The 23689-nt window shown below is 74.7% G+C and carries 24 protein-coding genes; 11 read left to right on the top strand and 13 right to left on the bottom strand.

Translation table 11 applies throughout. The annotated features are described in order from the left end of the window. Window positions 1-58 precede the first annotated feature (58 nt). The 3 genes from OVA32_RS02340 to OVA32_RS02330 are packed head-to-tail and all read right to left on the bottom strand — an operon-like array spanning window position 59 to window position 3327. A complete protein-coding gene (locus tag OVA32_RS02340) occupies window positions 59-1942 on the bottom strand; it encodes an ABC transporter ATP-binding protein (protein WP_036382365.1) in 1884 nt (627 codons plus the stop codon). 58 nt (window positions 1943-2000) lie between these two features. After that, a complete protein-coding gene (locus OVA32_RS02335) occupies window positions 2001-2471 on the bottom strand; it encodes an NUDIX hydrolase (RefSeq protein WP_036336764.1) in 471 nt (156 codons plus the stop codon). Window positions 2472-2496: 25 nt separating this feature from the next. Continuing rightward, window positions 2497-3327 (bottom strand): LysE/ArgO family amino acid transporter, encoded by an 831-nt coding sequence (locus OVA32_RS02330; protein WP_235186484.1) that lies wholly within the window; start codon window positions 3325-3327, stop codon window positions 2497-2499. A gap of 69 nt (window positions 3328-3396) precedes the next feature. On the opposite strand from OVA32_RS02330, the gene OVA32_RS02325 reads away from it, so the two are divergent. Then, window positions 3397-4320 (top strand): ArgP/LysG family DNA-binding transcriptional regulator, encoded by a 924-nt coding sequence (locus OVA32_RS02325; RefSeq protein WP_080695961.1) that lies wholly within the window; start codon window positions 3397-3399, stop codon window positions 4318-4320. A gap of 94 nt (window positions 4321-4414) precedes the next feature. On the opposite strand, the gene OVA32_RS02320 is transcribed toward OVA32_RS02325, so the two are convergent. The 4 genes from OVA32_RS02320 to OVA32_RS02305 all read right to left on the bottom strand — a co-directional run bounded on the left by OVA32_RS02320 (window position 4415) and on the right by OVA32_RS02305 (window position 8419). Further along, window positions 4415-4801, bottom strand: coding sequence for a WGxxGxxG family protein (locus OVA32_RS02320; RefSeq protein WP_036314487.1), 387 nt, complete (start codon window positions 4799-4801; stop codon window positions 4415-4417). Between the two features lie 140 nt (window positions 4802-4941). Next, window positions 4942-6519: a HAMP domain-containing sensor histidine kinase gene (locus tag OVA32_RS02315; protein WP_257966166.1), complete on the bottom strand. Its 1578-nt coding sequence runs from the start codon at window positions 6517-6519 to the stop codon at window positions 4942-4944. A gap of 94 nt (window positions 6520-6613) precedes the next feature. Next, window positions 6614-7342 (bottom strand): response regulator transcription factor, encoded by a 729-nt coding sequence (locus OVA32_RS02310; protein ID WP_036382391.1) that lies wholly within the window; start codon window positions 7340-7342, stop codon window positions 6614-6616. Between the two features lie 333 nt (window positions 7343-7675). Continuing rightward, window positions 7676-8419 carry a ubiquinone/menaquinone biosynthesis methyltransferase gene (locus OVA32_RS02305; RefSeq protein WP_267715024.1) on the bottom strand — a complete coding sequence of 248 codons (744 nt, stop codon included), beginning with the start codon at window positions 8417-8419 and terminating at the stop codon, window positions 7676-7678. Between the two features lie 202 nt (window positions 8420-8621). Between OVA32_RS02305 and OVA32_RS02300 the strand changes: the two genes are divergently transcribed. From OVA32_RS02300 to OVA32_RS02275, 6 genes are all read left to right on the top strand, one after another. Further along, window positions 8622-9698 (top strand): iron-siderophore ABC transporter substrate-binding protein, encoded by a 1077-nt coding sequence (locus OVA32_RS02300; RefSeq protein WP_248086804.1) that lies wholly within the window; start codon window positions 8622-8624, stop codon window positions 9696-9698. A gap of 9 nt (window positions 9699-9707) precedes the next feature. After that, window positions 9708-10766, top strand: coding sequence for a FecCD family ABC transporter permease (locus tag OVA32_RS02295; protein WP_036314493.1), 1059 nt, complete (start codon window positions 9708-9710; stop codon window positions 10764-10766). Then, complete coding sequence (locus OVA32_RS02290; RefSeq protein WP_119217686.1) at window positions 10763-11833, top strand: FecCD family ABC transporter permease; 1071 nt, start codon at window positions 10763-10765, stop codon at window positions 11831-11833. Before OVA32_RS02295 ends, OVA32_RS02290 begins: the two co-directional genes overlap by 4 nt. Beyond that, window positions 11830-12699 (top strand): ABC transporter ATP-binding protein, encoded by an 870-nt coding sequence (locus OVA32_RS02285; protein ID WP_069941200.1) that lies wholly within the window; start codon window positions 11830-11832, stop codon window positions 12697-12699. The genes OVA32_RS02290 and OVA32_RS02285 overlap by 4 nt, the downstream gene beginning before the upstream one ends. Continuing rightward, window positions 12696-13751 (top strand): siderophore-interacting protein, encoded by a 1056-nt coding sequence (locus tag OVA32_RS02280; protein WP_041104096.1) that lies wholly within the window; start codon window positions 12696-12698, stop codon window positions 13749-13751. The genes OVA32_RS02285 and OVA32_RS02280 overlap by 4 nt, the downstream gene beginning before the upstream one ends. Before the next feature lie 98 nt (window positions 13752-13849). Beyond that, window positions 13850-14515: an SDR family oxidoreductase gene (locus OVA32_RS02275; protein WP_041104097.1), complete on the top strand. Its 666-nt coding sequence runs from the start codon at window positions 13850-13852 to the stop codon at window positions 14513-14515. A 27-nt stretch (window positions 14516-14542) separates the two neighbouring features. Here OVA32_RS02275 and OVA32_RS02270 read toward each other — a convergent pair whose 3' ends face one another. From OVA32_RS02270 to OVA32_RS02260, 3 genes are all read right to left on the bottom strand, one after another. Beyond that, entirely contained in the window at window positions 14543-15322 is a 780-nt protein-coding gene (locus OVA32_RS02270) for a Pr6Pr family membrane protein (RefSeq protein WP_267715018.1), read from the bottom strand. Between the two features lie 126 nt (window positions 15323-15448). Next, entirely contained in the window at window positions 15449-16819 is a 1371-nt protein-coding gene (gene glsA / locus OVA32_RS02265; RefSeq protein WP_101967473.1) for a glutaminase A, read from the bottom strand. Window position 16820: 1 nt separating this feature from the next. Further along, entirely contained in the window at window positions 16821-17483 is a 663-nt protein-coding gene (locus tag OVA32_RS02260; protein ID WP_036382347.1) for a GNAT family N-acetyltransferase, read from the bottom strand. 86 nt (window positions 17484-17569) lie between these two features. On the opposite strand from OVA32_RS02260, the gene OVA32_RS02255 reads away from it, so the two are divergent. The 4 genes from OVA32_RS02255 to OVA32_RS02240 all read left to right on the top strand — a co-directional run bounded on the left by OVA32_RS02255 (window position 17570) and on the right by OVA32_RS02240 (window position 21383). Next, entirely contained in the window at window positions 17570-19033 is a 1464-nt protein-coding gene (locus tag OVA32_RS02255; protein ID WP_228070574.1) for an FAD-binding oxidoreductase, read from the top strand. Next, a complete protein-coding gene (locus OVA32_RS02250) occupies window positions 19030-19485 on the top strand; it encodes an acyl-CoA thioesterase (RefSeq protein WP_036382344.1) in 456 nt (151 codons plus the stop codon). The genes OVA32_RS02255 and OVA32_RS02250 overlap by 4 nt, the downstream gene beginning before the upstream one ends. Before the next feature lie 65 nt (window positions 19486-19550). Next, on the top strand, window positions 19551-20423 hold the full coding sequence (locus tag OVA32_RS02245) for a GTP pyrophosphokinase (protein ID WP_069941204.1): 873 nt from the start codon (window positions 19551-19553) through the stop codon (window positions 20421-20423). A 162-nt stretch (window positions 20424-20585) separates the two neighbouring features. After that, window positions 20586-21383 (top strand): TVP38/TMEM64 family protein, encoded by a 798-nt coding sequence (locus OVA32_RS02240; RefSeq protein ID WP_036382340.1) that lies wholly within the window; start codon window positions 20586-20588, stop codon window positions 21381-21383. Between the two features lie 17 nt (window positions 21384-21400). Here OVA32_RS02240 and OVA32_RS02235 read toward each other — a convergent pair whose 3' ends face one another. Genes OVA32_RS02235 through OVA32_RS02225 form a run of 3 tightly spaced genes read right to left on the bottom strand, consistent with a single transcriptional unit; the run spans window position 21401 to window position 23564 of the window. Beyond that, entirely contained in the window at window positions 21401-21709 is a 309-nt protein-coding gene (locus OVA32_RS02235) for a hypothetical protein (RefSeq protein WP_036382387.1), read from the bottom strand. A gap of 39 nt (window positions 21710-21748) precedes the next feature. Beyond that, window positions 21749-22303, bottom strand: coding sequence for a TIGR03086 family metal-binding protein (locus OVA32_RS02230; RefSeq protein WP_036382338.1), 555 nt, complete (start codon window positions 22301-22303; stop codon window positions 21749-21751). Window positions 22304-22313: 10 nt separating this feature from the next. After that, window positions 22314-23564: a polysaccharide deacetylase family protein gene (locus tag OVA32_RS02225; RefSeq protein ID WP_036382336.1), complete on the bottom strand. Its 1251-nt coding sequence runs from the start codon at window positions 23562-23564 to the stop codon at window positions 22314-22316. Between the last annotated feature and the right edge of the window lie 125 nt (window positions 23565-23689).

Below are 23689 nucleotides of genomic sequence, written 5' to 3'. Positions count from 1 at the left end.
ACCCTTCTGGGCCGCCGCGCAGCGCTCGGAAGGGTCGGATCCGCAGAAGATTCCGGGATCACCCGCTCAGCCCGTACTCCTTCAGCATCTTCCGGGCCTCCTGGGTGCCGGCCCTCTGCAGCTCGAGCAGCTGCGCGTAGATCCCGCCGGACGCGGCCAGCTCGGCCGGGGTCCCGATCTCCTGCACCTGCCCGCCGCGCAGCGTGACGATCCGGTCCACGGACGCGATCGTGCTCAGCCGGTGCGCCACGATCAGGCTCGACCGCCCCACCATCAGGTCCTCGAGGGCCGCCTGCACGAGCCGTTCTGACTTCGTGTCCAGTGCGGAGGTGGCCTCGTCCAGCACGAGGATCGGCGCGTCCTTCAGCACGGCCCGCGCCACCGCGATCCGCTGCCTCTGCCCGCCGGACAGCCGCAGCCCCCGCTCGCCGATCACCTGGTCGTAGCCGTCGTCGAACGCCTCCACGAACCGGTGCGCGTACGCGGCCTTGGCGGCGGCCCGGACGCGCTCGTCGGAGGCGTCGGGGTCCGCGTAGGCGATGTTCTCGCGCACCGTCCCGGAGAACAGGCTCGGCTCCTGGAACACGGTGGCGATCCGCCCGCGCAGCACGGCCAGGTCCAGCCCGGCGACGTCCTGTCCGAACACCTCGATGCGTCCGCTCGTCACCGGGTACAGACCCAGCAGCAGGTGCGCGATGGTCGACTTCCCGCCACCCGACTCGCCCACGAGCGCCACCCTGGCACCCTGCGGGATGTCGAAGGACACGCGGTCCAGCACGGGGCGGGCGGCGTCGGCGTCGTAGGCGAAGGAGACGTCGTCGAAGCGCACGGCCGGCACGTCCGCGGGGACGTCCGGCGCACCCGGCACGACGTCGGCCCGCGGCTCCGCCGGCACGCGCGGTGCGTCCGCACCCGCCGACTCCGCACTCGCGCTCGCCGCCGCGAGCGCCGCCCCGCCGGCCCGCTCGCGCTCCTCGGCGAGCACCTCGAAGTAGTCCTTCGACCCGGCGACGGCGCGCTGGGCGGAGTCCACGAGGAAGCTCATGGAGAAGATCGGCTGCCGGGCCATGTTCATCAGCTGCAGGAGGATCACCATGTCGCCCACGGAGAACAGGCCCTGCGCGGTGCGGACGAACACGATCAGGTACATCGCGCCGAAGGCCACGTTCAGGGCGAGCCGGCGCCCGGCGTCCATGCCGTGCCAGAACCGGGACTGCTGCCGGGTGATCTCCACGGTCCGCAGGAACCGGTCGCGGAACCCGGTGAGCTCGTGGTCCTGCCGGTTGTAGGCCCGCACCACGGACATCTGGGAGACCACCTCGGCGAACCGCCCCGAGGCGACGTCCACCTCCGTGTTCTTCTCCCCCTCCCACACCTGCCACTTCGCGGACGTCCGCGCGGTGAGCCACATGTACACGGGGAAGACGACGGCCAGCAGGATCGCCAGCGGCCACCAGTAGAACGCCGTGATCACGAGCACCGCGGCGGTGGTGACGAGCATGGTGAACGCGTTGTTCGCGAAGAACTGCAGAAACTGGGTGATCTCGTTGATGGTGCGGTTCAACCGGTTGACGACCCGCCCGGTGATCGCGGTGTCGAAGTACCGCTGGGGCAGGTGCAGCAGCTGCTCGAAGTACCGCGTGGAGAGAATGGTGCGCATGCGCGCGGCCATCACGTCGCCCCAGTAGCCGCCCACGCTCACCACCAGGGTGGTCGCCACCTCGACGGCGAGGAACGCGACCGCCAGCCAGGTCACCGCGGTGACGGCCTCGGCCACGTCGGTCTCCCCCGCGACGGCGGCGACGATCCGGTCCGTGGCCGCACCGATCAGGAACGGGGTGGCCAGGGCCAGCACCGCGGCCAGCACGGAGCTGACGGCGATGCCGAGGTAGAGGCGGTGGAGCCGGGGCGCGAAGCGCAGGATGCGGAGCAGCGACGTCACCCGGCCAGGCTAGTGGCCGGTGCGGACATCAGCGCGGGCCGGTCGGCCCGCCTGGAGGTCAGAACGGGGGCGCTGCGGCGACGGCGGCCAGCACGGGGTGCAGCAGCGGGGCCACGCCGTGCCCGCCCGGTGCGGCCGGGGCGGCGGGGTCCATCCAGTGCAGCTCGACGATCTCGTCCGTCGGCTCGGGGACCTCGTGCCGGGCGACGGGCCGCCACAGCGCGAACACCTCCGAGTGCAGGGCGGCGCCGGGCTCGTTGGCGGCGGCGGTGTCCCACGCGCCGAGGCGGGTCAGCTCATCCGGGCGCAGGCGCAGCCCGGTCTCCTCGGCCACCTCGCGCACCGCGGTGTCCACGGGGGCCTCGCCGGGCAGGTGCTTGCCGCCGGGGAACATGAACATGGCGGTGCCGGCCTTGCGGACGGTCAGCACGCGGCGGTCCGGGCGGGCCAGCACGACGGCGGAGACGCGGATGACCTCCCCGGCTGCGACGGTCGGCGTGGGGGCGGAGTCGGAGGGGGAAGGACTCATGCCCCCATCATCCTCCCCGGGCGGCTCAGAGGAGCGTGAGCCCCACCTTCACGGCGATTCCCAGCATGAGCACGCCCACCACGGCGTCCACGATCCGCCACGTCCGCGCCGAGTCCACGGACGGGGCGAGCTTGGTGCCGCCCCAGCCGAGCGCGGTGAACCAGACGAGCGAGGCCGCCACCGCGCCGCCCACGTACGCCCACTTCGCCGCCCCGAACGTCTGCGCGAAGGTGCCCATCATCACCACCGTGTCGAGGATGGCGTGCGGGTTCACCAGGGAGACGGACAGCGCCAGCAGGATGATCCGCGGCAGCGGCGTCTGTGGGCGGTCCAGCGCCACGCGGCGCGGCTGCACGCGCTGCCGCACCGCCACCGACCCGCCGCCCGAGGGGGTGCCGAAGCCGGGCGCGCCGTCGTCGTGACGCCCGACGCCGGCCCCGGCCGGCTCGCGATCGGCCAGGCGGCCGGTCGCCGGGTCGATCAGCGGCAGCTCACCGGTGAGGACCGCGAGGTCGATGCGGTCGGGGCCGTGCCCGGTCCCCGCGCCGTCCGCGGCCGAGGTGCTGAGGGTCCGGTCCCCGCGCCAGGCGGAGCGCAGCGCGCCCACGGCGAACGCGAGGAGGTAGACCACGCCGGCCACGGTCAGCGCGGGCACGAGCCACGGCCAGCGTTCGGCCACCACGCCCACGCCGCCGGCGCCGAGCACGAGCAGCGCCACATCGGCCACGAAGCACACCGTCAGGACGGTCCACACGCGGTCGCGCCGGACGATCTGGCGCAGCAGGAACAGGGTCTGCGCGCCGATGGCGACGATGAGGGCGAGGTAGGTCAGGAATCCGGTGGCGAAGATGGTCACCGAGCGAGGATAGGAGCCGTCCCACGTCCGTGCCATCGCGATCTTCTTCAAGATCTGAAGACATCCTTCATGACCACCCCTACCCTGGACCGCATGAACTCCGACCACCTGCGCGCCCTCGTCGCGGCCGTCGACCACGGCACCTTCGACGCCGCCGCGGACTCCCTGCGGATCTCCGGCTCGGCCTTCTCGCAGCGGATCAAGGCCCTCGAGCGGCAGGTGGGCCAGGTGCTCCTGGCCCGCACCGTCCCCGTCCGGCCGACCGCGGCCGGCGAGCGCATGCTCCGTCTCGCCCGGCAGACCCTCGCACTCGAGGACGAGGCGCTCGCCGCGCTCGGCCGCGGCGACGGAGGACGCGTGCCGCTGCGCGTGGCCCTCAACGCGGATTCCCTCGACACGTGGTGGGAGCCCGTGCTGCGCGAGGCGGCGACGTGGGACGACGTCGTCCTGCAGATGCAGTCCGAGGACCAGGAGCACACCGCCGTCCTGCTGCGGGACGGCGCGGTCGTGGCGGCCGTGACGGACGACCCCACGCCCGTGGCCGGGTGCACCTCCACCCCGCTGGGCACGATGCGCTATCACGCGGTGTGCGCGTCCTTCCTGCTGGAGCTGCACCGAGACGCGCGGGGCCGGGTCGACTTCGGCACGCTGCCGATCGTGGACTACGGCCCCCGTGACGGCCTGCAGCACACGGTGCTGCGCCGCGTCACCCGGGGCCGCCCCGCGATCGTCCCGCCGACCCACCTGGTGCCGTCCGTGCACGCGTATCTGCGGGCGGTGGAGCTCGGGCTGGGCTGGGGCATGCTCCCCTCGGTGCAGATCCCGCCGGGCGTGCTCGAGGGCCGGCACCCCGACCTCGAGCCGATCCCGGCCCTCGGCGCGGCCGACGTGCACCTGCACTGGCAGCGCTGGACGGCCGGGACCGCGGCCCTGGACCGCCTCACGGACGCGGTGCTGCGCGCCGCGCCCTCGGCGGGGGACACCGCGGACTGACGGGCGCATTCGAGACCCGCCCCGGACGCGCCGCGACCCCCGCCGGAGGGGCGGGGGTCGCGGTCACGGGCCGCTCGGGGCGGCCGGGGTCGGGTCAGCGGGCGTCGCCGGTGCCCGGGCGGCGGGTGTCCGCGCCCTCGGCGCGCACGTCGCCGGCGCGGTCGTCCACGCGGTGCACGTCATGGTCGCGGTGCGCGCCGCCCACGTGGTGGTCGCGGCGCACGGGCTCGGCGTGCACCTCACGCTTGCGGCGGCCGGCCAGGCCCGCCAGGCCCAGCAGGCCGGCCAGGCCCCACAGGCCCCAGTTGCCGTTGTCGTCCTTCTCCTCCTCCTGGGGGGCGGGCGACTCGGAGGCCGGTGCCGTCGTGGCGGCCTCGGTGGCCGGGGCCGTGGTCTGCGCGACGGCGGCGGGGGCACCGAGGCCGGTGACGACGGCGGCGGCGAGGGTCAGGGCAGTGGCGGTTCGGCGGATGTCAGTCATGTTCGTGCTCCTCTCACCGGCGGCCTTCGCCGACCGGCGTCGGGGTGGATCGGCCGGAAGTCCCGGACGACCCTTTCGGTCATACACAGGCACCGTACGTACAGGGGGGTGGGGGTACGTCAACGGTTGCCGTCCCGGGGTCAGGGCCGGCCGGCCCGGGCGGAGCCGCAGCAGGAGCCCGCAGCCCCCGGCCCGGCGCGCCCCGGGGTGCAGGGCACGACGACGTCGAAACGCGTCCACCCGCCCTCGGATGCCACGGTCACGTCCCCGCCATGGCTGCGCGCGATCGAGCGCACGATGGCCAGACCCAGACCCGTGGACGGCTCCGTGCCCGGGGCGCTCGTCCGGCCCTTCCCGGGGCCCCGGACGAAGCGGTGGAAGAGGGTGGCGTGTCGGTCGGCCGGGATGCCGCCGCCGTCGTCGTGGACGCTGACGAGCATGAAGCCGGGCCGGGGCTGGTCCTGCCGCACGGAGGCCGTGACGGTGGTCCCGACGGGGGTGTGCTTGGCCGCGTTGGAGAGCAGGTTGCCGACCACGCGGGCCAGCTGCGACCGGTCGCCGGTGACGCACCGCTGGGTGCCCGGCTCCACCCCTGCGGGCAGGTCCACCACCCACGTGTGGTCCGGCCACGCGGCGCGGGCGTCCATCACGCCCTCGAGGACCACCTCGGACAGGTCCACCTGTTCGGCCAGCGCCACCTCCCCGGAGGGCGCCAGGCCCATGGCCCGGCCGCGGGAGACGGACTCGAGCCGTTCGAGCAGGAGCATGTCGTCCACGAGGGCGGCCATGCGGTCGGCCTGGAACAGCACCCGGTCGAGCGACCGCCGGCCAGTCGCGGAGAGCTCCTCCGTCATCGCGATCATCTCGGCGTAGCCGCGCACCGAGGCGAGCGGCGTGCGCAGCTCGTGGGAGGCGTCCGCCATGAACCGGCGCATCTGCTGCTCCTGCACGCGGCGCTGCTCCAGGGCCGCCTCGACCGAGCCGGTGAACCGGTCGAGCGCCTGGGCGACGACGGCCACCTCGTCCGGCCCCTGCAGGAGCCGAGGCGGCATGCGTGAGTCCTCCGAATCGAGCCCGGCGCGGGCCATGTCCACCTGGGCGACCCGCTCGGCGACGGCGGCGACCTCGCGCAGCGGGGCCAGGCCCCGACGCAGCCACAGGGTCACCAGGATCGCGGTGGTGAGGACGGTGACGGACAGTCCGACGGCGACCGCGAGCAGCGCCTGGCGCGCGACGTCGGACATGGCGCCCGTCGGCGCCCCCACCACGAGCACCTGGTCCGCGGCCACCCAGGGGCCCGGCGCGGTCAGGGTCTGGGCCTGGACGCGATAGGAGACGTCGCCGACGACGGCGTCCAGCATCGGCCCGCCGGGCCGGTCCCGGACGGCGCGCAGAAGGTCGTGGGCCTCCCGCGCCGTGAGCGGCACGGACTGCCCGGCGTCACCGACCCGGTGCCCGGTGAGGGCGTCCTGCCGATGCTCCTCCAGACCGGAGAGCGGGACGAGCGCGACCACCGTGCCCTCGGGCTGGCCGAGGGTGCCTGGCGCGCGCAGGTACCCCTCCCCGGGGCCGACGTCGTCCCCTCCGCCCGGCGAGGGGACCGTCAGCTGCTCCGAGGCGCGGATCCAGGCTTCGGAGGCATCCCGAGAGGCGGATTCGGTCAGCAGGGCCTTCGTGATGCCGGTCGCGAAGAACGAGTAGGCCAGGATGGTGGCCACCAGGATCAGAAGGACGCCGGCGCCGATGCGGCGGGCCAGCGACGTGGGCCGCCTGCGGCGGGTGCTGCCGTGCCCCGACGGGACCGCGGCGGTCTCAGGCAGGCCGGATGACATACCCGGCGCCGCGGATGGTGTGGATCATCGGATCCCGGTCCGCGTCGATCTTCTTCCGCAGGTAGGAGATGTACAGCTCGACGATGTTCGCGCGGCCGCCGAAGTCGTAGCCCCAGACGTCCTGCAGGATGCGCTCCTTGGAGAGCACCGTGCGGACGTTGGCCATGAGGAACTTCAGCAGGTTGTACTGCGTGGCGGTCAGCTCGATCTCGTCGCCGCCGCGGGTCACCTCGTGGGTGCGGGTGTTCATCACCAGGTCGCCGACCACGAGCACCTCGGAGCCGCCCGAGACCACGCCGGAGCGCTGCACGAGCCGGTGCGCGCGGATGAGCACCTCCTCCATGGAGAAGGGCTTGGTCACGTAGTCGTCGCCGCCGGCGGCCAGGCCCGCCACGCGGTCCTCCGTCGCGTCCTTGGCGGTGAGGAACATGGCGGGCATCTCCGACCAGTGGGCGCGCAGGCGCTCCAGGACGTCCAGGCCGTCCATGTCCGGCAGCATGATGTCCAGGATCGCCAGGTCCGGCCGGCCGGCGGTGCCCAGCTCGACGGCGGTCGCGCCGTCGTGGGCCACGATCACCTCCCAGCCGCAGAGGGTGAAGCCCATGGAGAGCAGGTCGGCGATCATCGGCTCGTCGTCCACGACGAGCACCCGCACCGGTGCGCCGTCCGGGTGCGAGAGCTCGGGCAGGACCTCCTTCAGCTCTGCCATGGATGACGGGCCGGTGGTGCTCTGGATGGGGCTCACAAAGTTCCTCTACGTTCGGGAGACGGTTCACGGTGCCCACGCGGACGTCGCGGGCTGCGGGGGACGAGCGCCTCGCGACGGAGGGGCGACGCCGTTCCGGGGGATGGCGGACGGGCGGCGACCGGAGGCCGGGGGGTGCGCGGATCCCCCTCGACGGAGCCCCATGCTACGCGGATCAGCCGGGTCGGCCCAGAGTCTTCTCGGATTGCGGACATCAGCGTGACTCGTCACAGCCCTGACGCATCCGGCGGCGCCACCGGGGCCGCCCTGTGCTGACGCCGCGCCGCGTGGCCGGCGTCAGTCGACCGGCTTCATGGCCCAGTGCGTGGCCAGGGTGTCGAACATGTGGGTCTCGTGGCCGATGTTCACGAAGCCGGCGTCCGCGAAGAGGTCCGCGACCTCGTCCGGCGTGTGGAACGCCTTCGTCGAGGAGGACAGGTACGCGTAGGCCTCCGGCCGGTCGGCGATCAGCTTCGCCAGCTGTGGCATCACCCGGTGGATGTAGAAGGAGGAGAAGGGCTTGAGCACGTTGTCCGGCGCCGGCGACGTCTCGAGGGCCGCGACCCAGCCGCCGGGGCGCAGCACGCGGAACTGCTCGGCGAGAGTCGCCGGGATGTCCGCGACGTTGCGCAGCAGGTAGCCGTGGGTCACGGCGTCGAACGAGCCGGACTCGAACGGCAGGTCTGTCGCGTCCGCGACGACCCACTCGATGCGGTCCCCGCCCGCGCGGGCACGGCCGACCTCCATCATCTCGGCGGCGATGTCCGCGCCCACCACCTGTGCGTCGGGGTGCCGCTTGAGCACCTCGAACGCGAGGTCGCCGGTGCCGGTGGCCAGGTCGAGCACGCGGGCCTGCGCGGGGATGTTGGCCCGCGCCACCGTGTGGCGCACCAGGCGCGGCTCCTGACCCCATGTCATGACGGCGTTCATCAGATCGTAGCGGCCGGCGATGGCGTCGAACATCGCGGAGACCCGGTCGTGGTGGTCGGCGGCGCCGCGCTGCGCGTCGCCGCGCGGGGCGGGGAGGGGGTTCTGGCTCACCAGGCCACCGTATCCCGCCCACCTCCCCCGACGACGCCCCTCACCGGGATTGCACAGAGGCGTTAGGTTGCCCTAATCTTCCGGAGTTACCTCACGTCGGTGTTTGCTAATGCCGGCCCGGCAGGGCCGACGCATCCTCCGACCGCAGACCCGACCCCCTCCGCCCGGCGCCCGCGCGTCGCGACCGTGAAAGGCCACCACCATGGCACCGTCCCCCCTGTCCCGCCGCTCCCTCCTCGCCGGCGGGGGAGTCGGCCTCACCCTCCTGCTCGCCGCGTGCTCCACCGGCCCGGCCGGAGGCTCGGCCTCGTCCTCGTCGGCCGGTGCGTCGTCGTCGGACGCCGCGGGCGGGGACGCCGCGTTCCCCCGCAGCATCGAGCACGTCTACGGCACCACCGAGATCCCGCAGCGCCCGACCCGCGTGGCCACCGTGTCCTGGGTGAACCAGGACGTGACCCTCGCCCTCGGGGTGGTGCCGGTGGGCATGGCCGCCGTGGAGTTCGGGGGGAACGCGGAGAAGTCCACCGACTGGTTCGACGCGAAGCTCGCCGAGACCGAGGGCGCCCAGAAGCCCGTGCAGTGGTCCGAGGCCTCCGGCATCGACGCCGAGGCGATCGCCGCCGTGAAGCCGGACGTCATCCTCGCCGTCTACTCCGGCATCACGCAGGAGGACTACGACCGCCTCTCGAAGATCGCCCCCACCGTGGCCTACCCGAAGGACGTCCCCGCCTACGGCACCTCGTGGCAGCAGTCCACGGAGGTCATCGGCCGCGTGCTCGGCAAGGAGCAGGAGGCGGAGGAGCTCATCGCGGACCTCGAGCAGCAGATCAAGGACGCCGGCGAGAAGCACGCGGGCCTCCAGGGCGCGTCCTTCGTCTACGGCACCATCGACCCCGCCGCCGCGGACCAGATCAGCATCTACACGGACGTGGACAACCGCCCGAAGTTCCTCGAGCTGCTCGGCATGGAGCAGGCGCCGGTGGTGACGGAGAACTCCCCGGAGGACCAGGCGTTCTTCTTCACGTGGTCGCCCGAGCGCGCGGACGAGCTGGAGTCGGACGTGTTCGTCTCCTGGGCCGCCCAGGACTCGGTCCGCGAGGCCATCGAGTCCGACCCCCTGCTGGGCTCGATCCCGGCCGTGAAGGCCGGCGCCCTCGTCCTGCAGACGGACGAGCAGGAGGTCCTCTCCGTCTCCGCGATCTCCCCGCTGTCCATCCCGTTCGCGCTCGAGAAGGTCGTCCCGCCGATCGCCGAGGCCGCGAAGACCGCGCAGGGCTGATCCCTCCCCATGCCGTCCACGGCCCTGGCCTCCCCGGCCCGCGTCCGCGCGGGCGTGCTGATGGGCGCCCTGCCCGCGGCGCTGCTGCTGGCGGCGCTCGTGGCCGGCGTCGCCCTCGGCGCGCGCACCGTGCCGGCGACGACGGCGCTCGACACCCTGGGCGCGGTCCTCACCGGGCACCCCGTGCCGGAGGGCATCGAGGCGGCGGCCGTGGCCTCCCGCGTGCCCCGCGTGGTGACGGGGGCGCTGGTGGGGGCGGCGCTGGCCGTGGCCGGCGCCGCCCTGCAGGGGGCCACCCGCAACCCGCTCGGCGACCCGGGGCTGCTCGGGCTCTCCGCCGGCGCGGGGCTGGCCGTGGCGGCGGGCATGGCGCTCGGCGTCGCCGGCTCCACGTTCGGGGTGCTGGCGCTGGCCGCCGTCGGGACGCTGGTCGCGGCGGCGCTCGGCTACGCGGTGGCGGCGGCCGCCACGCGGAGGGGCCGGACGACACCCGGCGCCCCCTCCCCCATGGCGCTCGTGCTGGCCGGCGCCGCGATCACCGCCGGCGCCACCGCCGGCACCACGGCGCTGCTCGTGCTCTCCCCCACGGTCCAGGACCGACTGCGCTTCTGGGCCGTGGGCACGGTGGCCCGCGCCGACCTCGGCGAGGCGCTCGCCCTGGCGCCCGTGATCGCCGTCGGGCTGCTCGCCGCCGTCGCCGTGGCCCCCGGGCTCGACGCCCTCGCCCTCGGCGACGACCTCGCGCACGGTCTGGGCGGGCGCCCGGAGCGGGTGCGCGCGGTGCTGCTGGGCGCGGTCGTGCTGCTCACGGCCGCGGCGGTGGCGCTGGCCGGGCCGGTCGGGTTCGTGGGGCTGCTCGTGCCCCACGCGCTGCGCCGTCTGCGGCCGCCGAGCACGCGAGCCCTAATGGCCGGCTGCGCCCTGTGGGGCGCCGTCCTCGTGATCCTCGCGGACCTCGCCGGGCGGCTCGTCGTGGCGCCCGGGGAGATCCACCTCGGGGTGACCACCGTCCTGCTCGGCGTGCCCGTGCTGCTGGCGCTGCTGCGCCGCCCGGGGGTGGCCGCATGAACCTCCAGCACACCGCCCCGGACGACGTCGTCGCCCGCCTGCGCCGCTCCGACCGGCGCCGCCTCGGACGGGCCTGCGCGGGCCTCGCCGTGGCCGTGCTGGTCCTCGCCCTGCTGCGCGTGGTGTGGGGCACGTACCAGGTGACCGTCCCGGACCTCGTGCGGATCCTGGGCGGGGAGACGATCCCGGGAGCGAGCTTCATCGTGCTGGAGGAGAAGCTGCCCCGCGCCGTGGCCGCAGTGCTCACCGGCGCCGCCCTGGGCGCGGCCGGCGCGCTCTACCGGCGCACGCTGCGCAACCCCCTGGCCTCGCCGGACATCCTGGGCGTCACCCAGGGCGCCGCGGCGGCGGTCGTGCTGGGGATGCTGGCGACCGCCGGGCAGACCGGCGGCGCATCGGACCTGACGCGCGCCGCCACGGCACTGATCGGCGGCCTCGCGGCGGTGGCCGCCGTGTTCGCCACGGCCCGCTCGGTGGGCGGCGAACGGTTCGTGGTGGCCGGCATCGCGGTGGCGGCGGCGGGCCAGGCCGTGGTGGCCGGGGCCATGCTCTCGCTGGCCCAGCACGACCTGCAGTCGGCCACCGTCTGGATCGCCGGCTCGCTCAACGGCGTCACGTGGGGCCGCATCGCGCTGCTCGCGGGCGTGCTCGTGGTCGCCCTGCCGCTGGCGGGGGCGCTCCACGCGCGGCTGGCCCCCGCCGACGTCGGCCCGGACCTCGCGCACGCCCTCGGCGCCCGGCCGCGCCCCACCTCGGCCGCGGCGCTGGGGCTCGGCGCGGTGCTCGCTGCCGTGGCCACCGCCGTCGTGGGGCCGCTGGCGTTCGTGGCGCTGCTGGCCACCCCGGTGGCGCGCGGGCTCACCCGTGGCCTGCCCTCCCTGCCCGCGGCGGCGCTCACGGGCGCCGCGCTCGTGCTGCTCGCGGACCTCGTGGCCGGTGAGGCCGTCCCCCTGCTCACCGGCGCCGCCCTGCCCACCGGTGTGCTCACCGGCGCCGCCGGCGCCCCGCTCATGCTCTGGCTGCTGCTGTGCCAGGGCCGGACCCCAGGAGGCGTGCGCTCCGCATGACCGCTCCCCCGCTCACCGTCCCGTCCCCCGCCGCACCGCGCGCCGGGGCCGCCGACGACGTCGCGATCCGCCTGCGCGGCCTGACGCTCGGCTACGGCCCGGCCTCGGCGCCGCCGATCGTCGCGGACCTCGACCTGGACGTGCCCGCCGGGCGCGTCACCGCGATCATCGGCGCCAACGGCTGCGGCAAGTCCACGCTGCTGCGCGGCCTGACCCGCCAGCTCGCCCCGCGCGCCGGGAGCATCGAGGTGCTCGGTCGGGACGCCGCCCGCGTGTCCGCGCGCGACTACGCCCGCACCGTGGCGCTGCTGCCCCAGCATCCCGTGGCGCCCGAGGGCATGACGGTGGCGCAGCTCGTGGCGCGCGGCCGTCACCCGCACCGCGGGCTCCTGGGCGGCCGGGCCGCCGGCGACGACGCCGCGGTCGCCGCGGCGCTCGAGCGCACCGACCTCGTGGAGCTCGCCGAGCGCGAGGCCGGCACGCTCTCCGGCGGGCAGCGGCAGCGGGCGTGGCTCGCCCTCGTGCTCGCCCAGCAGACCCCGGTGGTGCTCCTCGACGAGCCCACGAGCTACCTCGACCTCAGCCATCAGGTGGAGGTGCTCGACCTGGTGCGCACGCTCCCGGACCCGCGTGGCGAGGGCCGGGCGACCGTCGTCGCGGTGCTGCACGAGCTGAACCTGGCGGCGCGCAGTGCGGACCACATCGTGGCGATGGCCGCGGGCCGGGTGGTGGCGCAGGGCACGCCGGGCGAGGTGATCGTGCCGGAGGTGCTGGCCGAGGTGTTCGGCCTGGACGCGGACGTGGTGGCCGACCCGCTGCTGGGCCACCCCGTGGTGCTGCCGCGGGGGGACGGGGACCGCCGATGAGCGCCGACGGCATGATCGTGGCGCACACGCGCGTGGTGTCCGTGGAGCAGCCGTGCCGCGGGTTCCGGCGGATCGTGCTGGCGGGCCCGGACCTGGAGGCCGCCAGCGGGGACCTGCTGGGACTGCTGCCGCCCGGCGTCGCCGACCTGCACGCCCTGTACCGGGGCGCGCGGCCGCGCCGGGACGCCTATGTGAAGCTGCTGATCCCCCCGCCGGGCGGGACGTCGGCGGACCCGGACCTGTCCGCCGGGTTCCGCGCCGGGTTCCTGGCCATCCCCGAGGAGGAGCGCGGCTGGATGCGCACGTACACGGTGCGCTCGGCCGGGCTCGTGCGGCTCGACGGGCGGCAGGTGCCCTCGCTGACCGTGGACGTGGTGCTGCACGGCGACCCGGACGACCCCGCCGACCCGCATCAGGGGCCGGGCCTGCGCTGGGCGCGCGCCGTCCAGGCGGGGGACGCGGTGAACGTGCTGGTGCCCTCGGCGGAGGCGCCGGCGTGGTCCGGCTGGCGGCAGACGGGGGCGCACCGTGTGCTGGCCGTGGGCGACGAGACCGCCGTCCCCGCCCTGGTGTCCGTGGCGGAGGAGCTCGCGGACCCGTTCGGCGGGTTCGACGGCGAGGCGGACCTCGTGCTCGAGCTGCCCCACGACGGGCAGGCCGCCGACCTCATCGCCGAGCGCCTGGCCGTCCCCGAGCCGTGGGACTGGCGGGCCGTGACGGAGCTGACGGACCGGGGCCGCGTGCGCCTGCACGTGGGCCGCCGGGCGCCGGGGGCGCCGTCGGGGTCCTGGGCGCACGCCCGCCTCGCCGCCCTGCTGGGCGTGGACCCCGACGACGCCGGCGGGCCGGTCGCGCCGCCCGCGGCCTCCGTCGAGCGCGAGTGGACCGTCGCCGCCCTCGAGGCCGACGAACGGCCCGAGGCCTACGTGTTCCTCGCCGGGGAGTCCGCGATGGTGCGCGCCCTGCGCCGGCTCAGCGTGGGCCCCGGCGGCGTGCCGAAGAAGCACGTCTCCTTCATGGGCTACTGGCGGGAGGGCCAGGCGGAGAGCTGAGGAGTGGGGTGGTGGAGCGCCGCTCCGCCCTCGCACCGGCGTCGGGCTCTCCCTACTGTGGGAGTTCAGCACCCGATCGAACCGAAGGAGAGATTCCCATGACCCGCACCGTGATCATCGGCGGCCACGGCAAGGTGGCCCTGCTCGCCGCACCTCTGCTGGCGGAGGCCGGCCACGACGTCGTCTCGATCATCCGCAACCCCGATCACGCCGAGGACGTCCGCGCCGCCGGCGCCGAACCGCTCGTCCTGGACATCGAGAAGGCGGACCAGGAGGAGCTGCTCCACGCGCTGCGCGACGCGGACAACGTCGTGTTCTCCGCGGGCGCGGGCGGCGGGGACGCCCAGCGCACCCGGGCCGTGGACCACGACGCCGCCGTCGCCAGCATGCGCGCCGCCGAGGCCGCGGGCGTGCGGCGCTACGTGATGGTGTCCTACCTCGGCGCGTCCCTGCACCACGACGTGCCCGAGGACGACCCCTTCTACACCTACGCGCAGGCCAAGGCCGAGGCGGACGAGGCGCTGCGGGACTCCGGGCTGGCCTGGACCATCCTCGGTCCCGGCGCCCTGACCGACGAGGAGCCGTCCGGCCGCATCACCGTGGACCCGGACCTCTCCGACTCCGATGCCCCGCAGCGTGGGGCCAGCCGCGGCAACGTCGCCCGGGCGATCGTGGCCGTGCTCAGCGAGCCGGGCACGGTGGGCCGGAAGATCGACTTCGTGGACGGCGACGTGCCCGTGGCCGAGGCCGTCCGCGGCGACTGACGCGCCGCCAGCGCCGGGGACGGCCCCTCAGGCCAGGCCGAGGCGGCGGTCCACGGTGCCGAGCACGCCCATGAGCCCGGTGAAGCCGGCCAGGATCCCGGCGAGCACGACGCCCACGCTGCGGCGGCCGAGCCGCGGCACGTCGAGGAACGGGTACGGGTACCAGTCGATGCGGGGCCCGCGCGCCATGGTCACCGCCGCCCACATCAGCGGGATGACCGAGGCCAGGCCGGCGCGCCGCGGCGTGATCTGCCCGCGCGGGTCGAACAGCGCCCACACCGCCGGGGCGAGCACGGGGTTGACGATGTGCTGCAGCGCGTCGTTGAACCGGTAGAGGAAGGTGTCCTGTTCGCGGCCACGCAGCACCGCGTTGTAGACGGTCCCCGTGACCATCACCGAGCCGAGGCCGGCGGTGCGCACGGCCCAGAACGCGTCCGACGTGGGCGCCTCACGACGCGCGGCCAGCGTCAGCGACGTGCCCGCGACCAGCGCGTTGGACAGCCACGTGAAGTACGCCGGCTGGTTGAGGGCGTGGGACCAGCCCGCGGGGAAACCGCCCTGATAGCCGACGCCCGGGATCACCATGGAGTCCTTGGACATGCCGATGGGGAACGAGGTCAGGCACCCGATCAGCGGCAGTGCCCCCGAGACCTGCCACGCCAGGCGGCTCCGACGGTCCACCGGCGGCACGGGACGCGGCTGCAGCCGGGACACGACGGCGTGCGCGATCCGCTCACGGACCCCCTGCGGGGCGGGGCGGGTGCGGCGGACGGAGGGCAGGCTGACGCGGAGGGTGGAAAGGGGCATGGGGGGTCGTCCTCGAACGGCGGGGTCAAGGGATGAGACCGCCCATTCTCACATGAACAGCAGTTGAACGAAAGGGGGCGAGACGGAGAACACCGCCGCGCCCCCCCTCCTGCCCGCCCCGCCGCCTCAGTGGGCGCCGGCCTCCTCCAGCGGCAGGATGCGCTCCGGATCCTCGACCTCCACGCGCACGCCGTCGGCCTGCAGCCGGCGCACGCCCTCGGCGATCAGCCGTCGGCCGACGTCGTCGATCCGGTCCACCCGCGTGAGGTTGAGCACCACGGTGCGGATGGGCCCGTCGTTCTCATCTCGGGCGGCCACGGCGGCGGCCTCGTGCACCGCCCCGCCGCCGGTCGCGGCCGAGAGCGCCGCGCTGTCCGCCGCGGCCTCCTGCCACCGCGGGTAGACGGCGGCGTCCCACCCGGTGCCGGGTTTCTCCGCCCCGGTGTCCAGGTCCGTGAGCGCGTCCAGCACCGCCTCCGCACCGCCGAACCGGATCACGCCCTGCAGATGCACGAACACGCGGTCACCCTCGCGTTTTACGAAGCGCACGGCGGTGCCGCCCAGGCTGTCCCCGTCCATGAGGTGCAGCCGGAAGTCCTCGGAGAGGCGGCGGCACGCCAGCACGCCGCGCGCCGAGTTGCCCACCTCGTCCAGGCGCGGCGAGAACACGCCGATCCCCACGCGGCCCGGCAGCGCGCCGAGCACACCGCCGGCCACCCCGGACTTGGCCGGGATCCCGACGTCGGCGAGCCACTGCCCGGCGGCGTCGTACATGCCGGAGGAGGTCATCACGGACACCACGCGCCGCGCCACGATGTACGGCAGCATCCGCTCTCCCGTCATCGGGTGGATGCCGCCGGTCGCCAGACACGCGCCCATCACAGCGAGGTCCTTGGCGGTGACGAGCACGGCGCACTGCGCCACATACCCGGCCACGATCTCCTCGGCGGAGTCCTGCAGCACCCCGTAGCTGCGGAGCATGTGCGCCAGGGAGAGGTTGCGGTCCGAGACCGCCATCTCGGACTCGTACGTCTCCCAGTCCACCGAGAGCCGACGCCCGGCGAGCAGGGACATGATCTCCACGGCCCGGTCCAGCCGCTCCTTCCGGCTCGCCTCCGGTCCCACGAGCAGCTGGTGCACCGCGAGCGCGCCGGCGTTGATCATGGCGTTGTCCGGGCGGTGCGACTCCGCCTCGAGGGAGAGCTCGTTGAAGGCCTCGCCCGAGGGGTTCAACCCCACCTGCCGGTCCACGGCGGCGAAGCCCCGGTCCACGAGCGCGGCCGCGTACGTGAACGGCTTGGACGCGGACTGGATGGTGAACTCCACGTCCGCGTCGCCCGCGAAGTGCAGCCGCCCGGTGGGGGTGGCCAGCGCGATGCCGAAGCGGTCCGGGTCCGCCTCCGCGAGCACGGGGATGTACTGGGCCGTCTCTCCCGGGTTCACGGCGCCGAGCTCGGTGATCAGGCTCGCCAGGTAGTCGGGGATCGGGTGTCTCATCTCAGGCCTCCCAGCGCAGGCAGGTCAGGGGCTCGCCCCCGGGCACGGGCACGTGGCCGGTCGCACGGAAGCCGAGCCGCTCATAGAACGGGACGGTGGCGGGCACGGACGCCTCGAGGTGCACGGGCAGACCCGACGCGCGGCGCTGGCCGTGGCGCACCAGCGCACTCGCCGCCCCGCGCCCGCGGGCGGACGGGACGGTGCCGACCTCCTCAAGGTACCAGTGCCGGCCTGCCGGGCGGGCACGCTCGCAGGCGGCCTGGATCCGCTTCAGGGCGAGGGTGTGGCGGCCGTGGACGGCGACGGCGGTGGGCAGCCCCGCCAGCAGGCCCGGCACGTCGACCCCGCGGGGGGCGGCGGGGGAGGTCCACACGGCGGCGCCGAGCAGCGTGCCGTCGGCAGCGTCCACGGCGACGTCCACGGCGCCGAGCGGGGCGCCGTCGGCCCCCGCGCGCAGCCCGTGGCGCACGGCGGTGGTGAACTTGCGCTCGAGTCGGGCCTCGCGCCGGTCCTCGGGCACGAGCCCGAGCGTGTAGGGGTCCGTGGCGAAGGCCTCGGCGAGGACGGCGCCCACGCGGCGGGCGGTGTCCTCGCGGGCTCCACCCGGGCGCAGGGTGAGCACGTGGACGCGAGGGCGCGGCGCAGCGGAGTCCGGGGAGGTCATGGTCGCCAGTCTAGGGACGGGGCCGGACGCGTCATCGGACCGGCCGACGCACGTTCCACCCCGTGTGATCGGCGACACTGGTGGACATGGACTCCTCCGCACCGCTCGATCCGACCCCCACCGGCCCTGCCACCGCGGACGCCCCGCCCGCCGACGTCGTCGCCCGCCTGCAGGCGGAGCTGCCCGGCCGCGTGGACGTCTCCGTCGCCGCACTCGAGGCCGCCCGGGCGGACCGCTCGGGGCATCGCTCCCCCGCCGCGCCGCTGGCCGTGGTCCGCGCGCGGACGGTGGAGGACGTGCAGGCCGCGTGCCGGGTCGCGCACGGCACCCGCACCCCGCTGGTCACCCGCGGAGCGGGCACGGGGCTGGCCGGCGGCGCCGTCGCGGGGGCGGGCGAGATCGTCCTGGACATGACCGCGATGGACCGGATCCTGGAGGTCTCCCCCGCGGACCGCGTGGCCGTCGTCGAGCCGGGGATCCTCAACGGGGCGCTGAACGCCGCGCTCGCCGAGCACGGGCTGTGGTGGGCCCCGGACCCGGCGTCGAAGGACATCTCCACGGTGGGCGGCAACATCGCGATGAACGCCGGCGGGCTGCTGTGCGCCAAGTACGGCGTCACGCGCGAGGCGGTGCTGGGCCTGGACGTGGTGCTCGCGGACGGCACCCTGCTGCGGCTGGGCCACCGCACCGTCAAGGGGGTGACCGGCTACGACCTGGTCGCGCTGATGATCGGCTCGGAGGGCACGCTCGGCGTGATCGTGGGTGCGACGCTGGCGCTGCGGCCGGCCGTGCGCGGCGTGCCGGTGACGCTCGGCGGGTTCTTCCCGGACGTCGTCGCGGGCGCCGCCGCGGCCGAGGCGATCACCGGGGCCGGTCACGTGCCCGCCCTGATGGAGCTGATGGACGAGGCGACGCTCGCCGCGGTGCGCGCGCACGCGGGGCCCGAACGCGGGGCCGCCCTGCCCGAGTCCGGCGCGTTCCTGCTGGTGCAGGCCGACGGCGCCGGCGCCGAGGCGGACGGGGAGGCCATGGCCGCCCTCATGCGCGCCCACAGCGGGGACGTCACCGTGACCGTGGACCCCGCCGAGGGGGAGGCCCTCATGGCCCTGCGCCGCACCGCGTTCCCCGCACTCGAGCGCCTCGGCACCCCGCTCGTGGAGGACGTGGCCGTCCCGCGCAGCCGCATGGCCGAGATGTTCGCGCGGATCCGTGAGATCGAGGCACGCACCGGCGTCGCCATCCCCACCACGGCCCACGCCGGGGACGGCAACCTGCACCCGATCCTGCTGTTCGGCGCGGCGGCGCAGGTGGGCGGTGCGGCCGAGGACGCCGCGTCGATTCCGGCGGACGTGTGGGAGGCCGCCGGCGAGCTGTTCCGCGCGGGTCTGGAACTCGGCGGCACGCTCACCGGCGAACACGGCGTGGGCCTGCTCAAGCGCGCGTTCCTGCGGGACGAGCTCGGCGACGCCCAGCACGACCTCCAGCAGCGCATCAAGGCCGTGTTCGACCCGCACGGCATCCTCAACCCAGGAAAGGTGTTCACCCCGTGACGCAGCCGACCACCCCCGAGACCCCCGCCGACGCCGGCACGCCGACCCCGTTCGAGGTCGGGCTGCAGCTGCGCTGGTCCGACGAGGACCGCTACGGCCACGTCAACAACGCCCGCCTGCTCACCCTCACCGAGGAGGCGCGCGTGCGCGCCCTGGCCGCGTGGGCCACGACGACGGCGTCCCCGGACGTCCAGCGCGTCGTGCGGTCCATGGAGGTCCAGTACGAGGCGCCCGTGGTCTACGCCGGGCCCGAGGTGACGGCGCGGGTGTGGATCCTGCGGATCGGCCGGACGTCCTTCACGCTGCGCCACGAGCTGTGGCAGGACGGGCGGCGCTGCGTGCTGTGCGACGCCGTGTTCGTGCAGGTGGACCCGGCGGCCGGGCGGCCCGTGGCCGTCTCCGACGAGGAGCGCGCCGTCTTCGAACGCGTGCTGATCCCCGCCGAGGACTGACGGGCCGCCGTCGGGCCTGTGGACGGCCAGCCGTCTCGCAGGATCCCGCCGTAGGCTCTGAGGCCATGGAGCAGGACCCTTCCCCGGACGCGCCCGTGCCCTCGGCGGACGTCGAGGCGCTGCGCGGCACCCCCGTGTCCGCGTTGACGCAGCTCTCCCCCGTGATGTCCGTGGCGTTGGATCGGCTGCGCAAGGACGTCGAGCGTTTCGACCTCGAGTACCGCTCGGCCCTGCTCCAGGTGGAGGCGCGGCTCGAGGTGCTGCGGGACGAGTTCACGCACCTGCACGACTACAACCCCATCGAGCACATCGTCACGCGGGTGAAGTCGCCGGAGTCGATCCTGCGCAAGGCCTCCGCCCGCGGGCTGTCCCTGGACCTGGACGCGCTGCGCACCAACGTCACGGACATCGCCGGGGCGCGCGTGATCGTCAGCTTCGCCCGGGACGTGTACCGCGTGTTCCGCCAGTTCACGCAGCAGCCGGACATCCGGGTGCTCGAGGTGGAGGACTACATCTCCCGACCCAAGCCTTCCGGCTACCGCAGCCTGCACTGCCTCGTGCAGGTGCCGATCCACCTGTCCACCGGCACGATCCAGGTGACCGTGGAGATGCAGTTCCGCACGAGCGCCATGGACTTCTGGGCCACGCTCGAGCACAAGATCAACTACAAGTTCGACGGCGGCGTGCCCCCGGACATCGCGACCGAGCTCGTGGCCGCCGCCCGCGTGGCCGCGGACCTGGACACCCGCATGGAGCGCCTGCACGACCAGGTGCAGGAGACCGACAGGGACGACGACGCCGCCGCGGCCTGGGAGGACGACGGCGGTCCCGCCTTCGAGGACGAGCCGGCGGCAGGGCCGGGCGAGGCGCGGCCGGGCGAGGCGCGGCCGGGCGCCGCGGAGCCGGGCGACGACGCGCCCGGCGCGTCCACCGTCTGAGCCCCTCCGTCCACACCTGGCGGGCCGCGTGCACAGGGTTCTCCACAGAGTTGTCCACAGGTGTGGATGAGTCACACGCGTGTGATCCGCCGAAGCCGAGCAGGGCGTGACCGCAGACCAGGGAGGACATGCGGAGGGAGCGGCTGCCGGTAGCCTGAGCCGATGCCCTCCACCGCCGTGCCGCCGCGCGACTCCGGCGCCGCCTCCACCCTGCCCGCCCGCACCGGGCACCGCGGGGTGTCGATCCTGCGCACCGCCGCCCTCGTCCTCGTGGTGGCGGCGTTCGTGTGGCTGGCACTCACCGTGCGCCTGCCCGGTGTGGACGAGCTGCGCGCCCAGCTGGACGGCTTCGGCTGGTGGAGCTGGCTCGCGTTCACCGTGCTGTACGCGGCCGTGGCGCTCACCCCCATCCCCGTGACGATCATGGCGGTCACCGCCGGTGTGCTCTTCGGCGCGATCGAGGGGACGGTGCTGTCCGTGGTCGGGGCCCTGCTGGGCTCGCTCGGGGCGTACGGCATCGCGCGCGCGGTCGGGCGCGAGGTGGTCCTGCGCTGGCTCGGCCGCCACGCCGGGACCGTGGAGCGGCGGCTCGAGGACACCGGGTTCCTCGCCCTGCTGACCCTGCGCGTCGCCCCGGGGCTGCCGTACTGGCCCGTGAACTACGGGGCGGGCGCGCTCGCCGTGCCGCTGGGGATCTTCGCCGGCTCCACCGCGGTCGGCGTGATCCCCGGGCAGCTCTCCCTCGTGGCGATGGGGGCGTTCGCGGTGCGCCCGGGCGTCGTGAACGGCGTGCTGCTCGGGGTGGGCTGGCTCGCCGTGGGCGGTCTGACCCTGTGGGCGGTGCGGCGCTGGCGACGGGCAGCCCGGGCCGCGGAGGGGCCGGCGGGCTCGGAGGGGCCGGAAAGCCCGCGGAGTGGTCAGGACACGCCGTCTCCGCGTGCGCGACGCGGCGTGTCGTGACCACTCTGCGCCGGACGTCAGCCGAGGGTTGTGTACCGCACGCCGAACTTGCTGCTGACCTGCAGGAACACGAGCACGTCCGTGCCGCGCGCGTAGGCGGGCATGCCGTACCAGGTGCGGGGTTCGAGCTCCGGGGCCACCTCCGTGACGATCCGGTGCACCCCCACCGCCATGGCGCGGTCCTGCTCGGGCATCTCCTCGATCTTCGCCAGCAGGTCCTGCAGGGCGTCGGCCTTCTTCCTGCCGCCGCGCTGGGCGCGCAGCTCCTGCGCGCGCTCGGCGATCGCGGCCTGCTCCGCGGCGCTGAAACCGGTGGACTCGCTCACGGTGCCTCCTGCGGTTCGAGGACGGGTCCTGCCCGGGTCTCAGCTCCGACGGCCCAGGCGACCGAGCAGGCGGGTCTGCCGGTCGGCGTCGTCAGCCACGGGGACGGGCTCGCCCAGGATGCCGGGCGTGTAGGCGGCGTCGCCGAACAGCTCCAGCGACTCCTCCACGCAGTCGATCTCCGCGTCCGTGAACCGCGCGTCCACGCCCTGCGAGCGGGCCAGGTCCCAACGGTGCACGATCAGGTCGAACGCGTGGAAGCGGATCAACGCCTCGCCCACGGTCATCTCCCCCAGCGCGGTCTTCATGGGCCGCATGATGAACTCCTCGTCACCGGCGAGGGCGGACATGGCGGCGGCGTGCTTGGCCCACTGGGTGGCCATCTGCTGGCGGGAGCCGTCGAAGAGGGGCACCTCCCGGCCCTGACGGGCGGCGAAGTCGCGCTGGCCGGCGATCACGTGGTCCAGCAGGTCCAGCGCGTCCCAGCCCTCGCACGGGGTGGCCGCGTCCCAGTCCCGCACCTCCCGGACGACGGCGGTGAACGGCTCGGCGGCCGCGTTCCAGCGGGCCTCGACCTCGGTGGCGGGGATGGACATGGTGCTCTCCTCAGGGTCGCGGGGTTCTCGGGGCCGCGGCGGACGACGACGGCGCCGGGCTCGGCGCCTTCGGGCCACGGATGGACTCGGGGCGGGCCGGGTCCAGGACGGACCGGGGGTCGAAGAACTCCTCCAGCACGGGCCGCTCGCCCGAGACGGCCGCGGCGAGGCTGATGCCGTCCACGTTGATGCGCGAGCCGCGGTAGTAGCCGGGCTCGAGCTGGCCCCACGCCTTGGAGGTGCCGTCCACGAGGAAGAAGGAGCGGTAGCCGAGCTCGCGGAAGTAGCGGTACCGCTCGTTGTCCTCCGTGTACGTGCCGGGGCCGGTGACGTCCGCGCCGAACGGGTAGATGAGCATGTCCGTGGGGCCGAGGATCGGCTCGACCTCCTCGTGCCAGTGCCCCATGTCGAATTCGAGCTCCTCCATGGTCAGCTTCGGCACCGTCCGGTGGCCCCACGTGTGGGAGGCGAACTCCCAGCCGCTGTCCTTGAGCGCGTCGGCGACCTCGGTGGCGGCCGCGACGTCGGCGTCGAACGTGGGGCTGTCCCCGAACTCGCGGGCCGAGGTGCGGTAGCCGAACACGCCGTCGTAGCCGGTCATGGCCAGCACGCCGCGGGCGCCGTTGAGGCTGAAGTCCGGGTGCTCGGCGAGGAACTCGTCCAGACGCGGGACGACGTCGAACGCCCCGACGTGCGTGGTGCCCTCGGCGTCCGTGTACTCGTTGCGGACGCGGCCGTCCTCGGCCACGATCAGGCGGTCCGCGAAGCCGTCGCCGTCCATGTAGAGGTAGTACGAGCAGTCGTCCAGGGAGAGGATCAGCGGGGTCCGGCCCTCGGGGACCATGAGGGTCTTCGGGCGCACGACGTCGTCCTCCCCCACCTCGTACAGCTCGTGCGGGGAGACCAGCACGTAGCCGCGCTCGTAGACCTGCCGGATGACGGCGTCGAACTCGTCCACCGTGACCATGAAGTCCAGGTAGCCGCCGGCCTTGTCGTCGCCGTCGAAGGCGCGGGCCGGGTCCACCACCAGGGAGTGGAAGAACAGGTGCGGCACCCGGGCCACGTCCGGCCAGGCCACCGGGTCGCCGGCGGGTGGCGGACCAGCGGGGGCGGCGGAGGTGGGCGCGGACGAGGTCGGCACGGACGACGACGCCGCGTCCTCCCCGTCCTGCCCGCAGGCGGCCAGCAGTCCTGATCCGAGCAGGGCGGAACCGGCCAGGAGCATCTGTCGACGGGTCGGCTGCGGCACGGGCGGGGGCATCGGGCACCTTTCTCCGGGGGCACCCATCATCCCAAGGCCGCCCGGCCCGAGACCACCCCTGCCGGGCGGGTGGAGGTGGGAACCGGCCGGGCATGGGAGGCCGGCCGGCGGCGGGGCTCGATCCG

The sequence above is a fragment of the Micrococcus sp. SL257 genome (assembly GCF_026625585.1).
GTDB classification, from domain to species: Bacteria; Actinomycetota; Actinomycetes; order Actinomycetales; family Micrococcaceae; genus Micrococcus; species Micrococcus luteus.
This window is presented reverse-complemented; position numbering and strand designations above follow the sequence as displayed.

What these genes read in the sequence shown, in the direction of transcription:
- OVA32_RS02260 (WP_036382347.1), bottom strand. Translation starts at nt 17,483, where the DNA reads ATGACCTCCCCGGACTCCGCTGCGCCGCGCCCTCGCGTCCACGTGCTC.
- OVA32_RS02300 (WP_248086804.1), top strand. Translation starts at nt 8,622, where the DNA reads ATGGCACCGTCCCCCCTGTCCCGCCGCTCCCTCCTCGCCGGCGGGGGA.
- OVA32_RS02335 (WP_036336764.1), bottom strand. Translation starts at nt 2,471, where the DNA reads ATGAGTCCTTCCCCCTCCGACTCCGCCCCCACGCCGACCGTCGCAGCC.
- OVA32_RS02230 (WP_036382338.1), bottom strand. Translation starts at nt 22,303, where the DNA reads ATGTCCATCCCCGCCACCGAGGTCGAGGCCCGCTGGAACGCGGCCGCC.
- OVA32_RS02310 (WP_036382391.1), bottom strand. Translation starts at nt 7,342, where the DNA reads ATGGCAGAGCTGAAGGAGGTCCTGCCCGAGCTCTCGCACCCGGACGGC.
- glsA (WP_101967473.1), bottom strand. Translation starts at nt 16,819, where the DNA reads ATGAGACACCCGATCCCCGACTACCTGGCGAGCCTGATCACCGAGCTC.
- OVA32_RS02285 (WP_069941200.1), top strand. Translation starts at nt 11,830, where the DNA reads ATGACCGCTCCCCCGCTCACCGTCCCGTCCCCCGCCGCACCGCGCGCC.
- OVA32_RS02325 (WP_080695961.1), top strand. Translation starts at nt 3,397, where the DNA reads ATGACCACCCCTACCCTGGACCGCATGAACTCCGACCACCTGCGCGCC.
- OVA32_RS02280 (WP_041104096.1), top strand. Translation starts at nt 12,696, where the DNA reads ATGAGCGCCGACGGCATGATCGTGGCGCACACGCGCGTGGTGTCCGTG.
- OVA32_RS02255 (WP_228070574.1), top strand. Translation starts at nt 17,570, where the DNA reads ATGGACTCCTCCGCACCGCTCGATCCGACCCCCACCGGCCCTGCCACC.
- OVA32_RS02275 (WP_041104097.1), top strand. Translation starts at nt 13,850, where the DNA reads ATGACCCGCACCGTGATCATCGGCGGCCACGGCAAGGTGGCCCTGCTC.
- OVA32_RS02225 (WP_036382336.1), bottom strand. Translation starts at nt 23,564, where the DNA reads ATGCCCCCGCCCGTGCCGCAGCCGACCCGTCGACAGATGCTCCTGGCC.
- OVA32_RS02240 (WP_036382340.1), top strand. Translation starts at nt 20,586, where the DNA reads ATGCCCTCCACCGCCGTGCCGCCGCGCGACTCCGGCGCCGCCTCCACC.
- OVA32_RS02290 (WP_119217686.1), top strand. Translation starts at nt 10,763, where the DNA reads ATGAACCTCCAGCACACCGCCCCGGACGACGTCGTCGCCCGCCTGCGC.
- OVA32_RS02245 (WP_069941204.1), top strand. Translation starts at nt 19,551, where the DNA reads ATGGAGCAGGACCCTTCCCCGGACGCGCCCGTGCCCTCGGCGGACGTC.
- OVA32_RS02295 (WP_036314493.1), top strand. Translation starts at nt 9,708, where the DNA reads ATGCCGTCCACGGCCCTGGCCTCCCCGGCCCGCGTCCGCGCGGGCGTG.
- OVA32_RS02270 (WP_267715018.1), bottom strand. Translation starts at nt 15,322, where the DNA reads ATGCCCCTTTCCACCCTCCGCGTCAGCCTGCCCTCCGTCCGCCGCACC.
- OVA32_RS02320 (WP_036314487.1), bottom strand. Translation starts at nt 4,801, where the DNA reads ATGACTGACATCCGCCGAACCGCCACTGCCCTGACCCTCGCCGCCGCC.